Source organism: Endothiovibrio diazotrophicus (assembly GCF_054657215.1).
Genome location: NZ_BAAHXB010000360.1, coordinates 1 through 292 on the forward strand (window position 1 = coordinate 1; position 292 = coordinate 292).

At 75.3% G+C, this 292-nt stretch carries 1 protein-coding gene; it reads left to right on the top strand.

The annotated features are described in order from the left end of the window. A partial coding sequence (locus ACYQ2W_RS26815; protein WP_459874202.1) for a hypothetical protein occupies nucleotides 1–292 on the top strand: 292 nt, incomplete at both ends.

Below are 292 nucleotides of genomic sequence, written 5' to 3' on the forward strand. Positions count from 1 at the left end.
TCTGGGCGTCGCTGGGGACGCCGTCTCGTTCTCGCCATCTCCGGCCTGCTGAGCGTCGCCTCCAGCCTCGCCGCCATCGATCCCGACCATCGCCCCGCGCTGTGGCTCGCCCGCCCCGGCGACACCCTCAAGCTCGACGCCGCCAACGGCGATCCCCAACTGGCCATCGCCGAGAGCGGCGCCCCCGGCGCGCTGGCGGTGGACCCGGTGCGCAGCCGCCTGTGGAGCTACCGCGACGGCCAGCTCGCCGCCTACGGCTTCGACGGCGACCGTCTCCTCGGGCGCGCCGTCA